Here is a 3,289-nt window from a genome sequence, read left to right on the forward strand (position 1 = left end):
TCGCGATGATGCTTTGAAAGCCTATGATGAACTAGATCGCTACAAAGTTTACCAGGAGAACCTCTATTCCAGCATCCCTGATTCAATCATTGTTCTGGACCCTGCTGAGAACATCACACAAGTGAATGAAGCCTTCACAAGACTCCTTGGTTACACCGAAGATGAAATAATAGGTCAAAGCATTCGCTCATTTTTCTCAGAAGATGACATCTTACAAATGACCGGCGTCATCACCGCCTTTCGTCAAGACTCCGTGGTTCATGGTCTCAATGCTTCTTTCAAAACGAAACAAGGCGTTAGAATCCCCTCCACTCTTAGTGGCTCTGTTATGCAGAGCCAACCAGGCTCGAAACTTGGTTATGTATTGGTTGCCCATGACTCCCGGGAAATGCAACGCATTCTGAGCCAAGAGTCGAGAGCTGTGGCGGCGGAAATTCAGCGAAGCAATCAATTAAACGAAGCTCAAGCCGAACTCAAGCTCAAGACTGAGGCCGAATTAAAACATGCTAAAAACCTCATGGTCCAATCAGAGAAGCTATCGGCTCTCGGGCAAATGATTGCGAGTATCGGGCACGAGATAGCGAATCCTGCATGGCTTTCGGCGGAATGTGTTGGGCTCTCAACCGACACGCTCAACCTTCTTGAAAAAGACCTCAAAACACTATTCGACGAAAGCCCAGAAGCCATGCGCGTATGGGAACGATTTGAAACCACAATTGAAACCTTACGTGGCCACCTTAGCACAGCCAACATAGCCTTGGTCAGACTCCACGATGTGAGCTATGCCCTGCGCACCCAAAGCCGGCATGAAACTCAAATTAGTCCCAGCGTAGACCTCAACGGAGTTCTTCGAGAATCGCGTACCCTCGTCAGTGGCAAACTCAAACTGCATGCTATTCAAGAAAACCTGCTCGATTTACCGGGCGTCACTTGCTACCGAACGAGAATCGGTCAGGTTCTTACCAACCTCATGGCAAACGCTGCCGATGCACTTACGGAAAAAGCAGACCGTTGCCGCAGGCGTGGCCAGACCTTTGAGGGAAATATTCGTATCGGGTCCAGGCCTCAGTCAGTGGGTGGTGAAGCAGGTGTAGAACTTGAAGTAGCCGACAATGGCGATGGCGTAGCACAAGAGTTACGTGACAAGATTTTTGAAGACTTTTTCACGACCAAGGCCGCTGGAGTGGGAACAGGCCTCGGCCTATCCATGTGTGCCACCATCGTCAAAGACCATGAAGGCACCATATCCGTTGATGACGATGAACACCTTGGAGGTGCCCGCTTTCGTGTATGGCTACCACTGGGTCTCCAGCACCAGGAACCAACCGTGATTGCAGCCACTGAACCCAGCTGACCCTATTGATCCCACAGATGAAGTATGAAAGGCAGCCCCACTGCAACTCTTACTGAACAGGGATCACCATGCACAAGCTTTGGCATATGCTCGCATTGCTCACGACCTTCACCTTTTTGAGCGCCTGCGGCGGCTCGGACGAACCAGAAACATGCACAGGAGACGACTGCCCACAAGCAGCGGTATGCGGCAACGCCGAAGTAGAAGACGGTGAATTTTGCGACGACGGCAATACCAGCAATGGGGATTACTGCGCAGCAGACTGCCTGAGCATCACTGCCGTATGCGGTGACGGAGCCATTGGTGAAGGCGAAACCTGTGACGATGGTGATGCCGAAGAATGCGGCGACTGCAATGCAACCTGCACCGGTTCTGGCACGGGCGTAAGCTGTGACGACGACCAAGGCATTTTCGATGGCAGTATTCGCATCGATGATGCAAGCGACTTAGCGCGCCTCGCTGACTACACCGAGGTCACGGGCCGCATTGAAATCATTGGCCTCGATACAGTTAATCTTGAAGGTCTCGAAAACATTCAAACCATTGGTCTCGACCTCGTTATTCAAGACTGCCCCAACCTCAATGACATCAGTGCGCTGAGCAGCCTGACCACTATCGGAGAAGACCTGTTCATGCAGCGCAACCAAGCGCTTACATCACTTACCGGCCTTGAGAACCTCGTAACCATTGGTGAATACCTCACCATCCAAGGGCACAACAATCTGACGACTCTTTCTGCTCTAAGCAACCTCACAGATCTCGGTCAGCGTAACGGCCTGTTGGAGAATGGCATCGGCATTACCTTCAACACGGCACTGACTGACCTTCAAGGGCTTGGCGGCGTCGAAGCCATTGACTCCATCGTATTGGAAGGCAACTCTGCTATGACTTCGCTCAATGGTATTGCGTTTACAACGCTTGGTTACATCAACCTTGAAGACAACGATGCCCTCACCGACCTCAGTGCATTAAGCGTTCTCACATCGATTGATGGCGATGTTATTCTCGAAGGCAACGCAAGCCTTACAAGCCTTGCCGGCCTTGAAAATGTAACTCGCATTGAAGACAGCCTAAAGCTTCTAACCACTTCGGTTACCAGCCTAGACGGACTCGCCGGTCTTGTCAGCGTTGGCGCCAATATTGAAATGCGACACAACGCCGACTTGGCATCTTGCCACATCGACTCATTTGTTGAGCGCGTTGGCGCAGGCAATGTGGCGGGTGAAGTAAAGCTTGAAAACAACAACGACGAACTCCCCTGCGATTAATCGTGAACATCAAATGCCCGCCTCTCCTTCTTGGACTGGCGGGTATTTTTGTATCTAGCCCCAAAGGAAAACGACCATGACTGAAGAACAAACAAACGCCATTGAAGCCGCTGCTTTTCGCCGCCTCTTAAAGCACTTAGATGAGCGTAAGGATGCCCAAAACATCGACCTCATGAACCTGGCCGGGTTTTGCCGCAACTGCCTCTCAAAATGGTACATGGCTGCGGCTGAAGAACGCGGTGTGGAAGTTGATTACGACGGTGCCCGTCAACGTGTTTACGGCATGCCTTACAGCGAGTGGAAAGCGAATCACCAGACTGAACCATCGGCAGAAGCCATGGCGAAGTTTAAGGCGAGTCAGGGTAAGCAATAACAACCAGGCAGACCACCCAGCAAATCGCGAATAAGTTTAAGCAAAAAAAAACGGGCTACCTCAGTAATGAGGAGCCCGTTTTTTTTATTACTATTCAATTTTATATTTTAGAGAGTGCGGTACCCGAACGTCGGGGGGACAGACCCGGGTACCGCGATAAGTATCTACGAAACGAAGACTCAGTTAGTTGCGCAGACGAGTCTTCAACCCACGATAAATCGTGCGCCTTGGATCCATAGATACTTCAGGGGTTTGTTCACAGCTGGCTGTTAAGCAGGAATTGTCAAAGACAGA

The 3,289-nt window shown here is 50.7% G+C and carries 3 protein-coding genes; all 3 read left to right on the forward strand.

Going from position 1 to position 3,289, the window contains the following annotated elements:
• The coding region (locus tag HOK28_09980; GenBank protein MBT6433409.1) for a PAS domain S-box protein at positions 1-1,354 on the forward strand (1,354 nt) is incomplete at its 5' end.
• A 68-nt stretch (positions 1,355-1,422) separates the two neighbouring features.
• On the forward strand, positions 1,423-2,622 hold the full coding sequence (locus tag HOK28_09985) for a hypothetical protein (GenBank protein ID MBT6433410.1): 1,200 nt from the start codon (positions 1,423-1,425) through the stop codon (positions 2,620-2,622).
• A gap of 76 nt (positions 2,623-2,698) precedes the next feature.
• On the forward strand, positions 2,699-2,995 hold the full coding sequence (locus tag HOK28_09990) for a DUF1244 domain-containing protein (GenBank protein ID MBT6433411.1): 297 nt from the start codon (positions 2,699-2,701) through the stop codon (positions 2,993-2,995).
• Positions 2,996-3,289 lie beyond the last annotated feature (294 nt).

The organism is Deltaproteobacteria bacterium, assembly GCA_018668695.1.
Lineage (GTDB): Bacteria > Myxococcota > XYA12-FULL-58-9 > XYA12-FULL-58-9 > JABJBS01 > JABJBS01.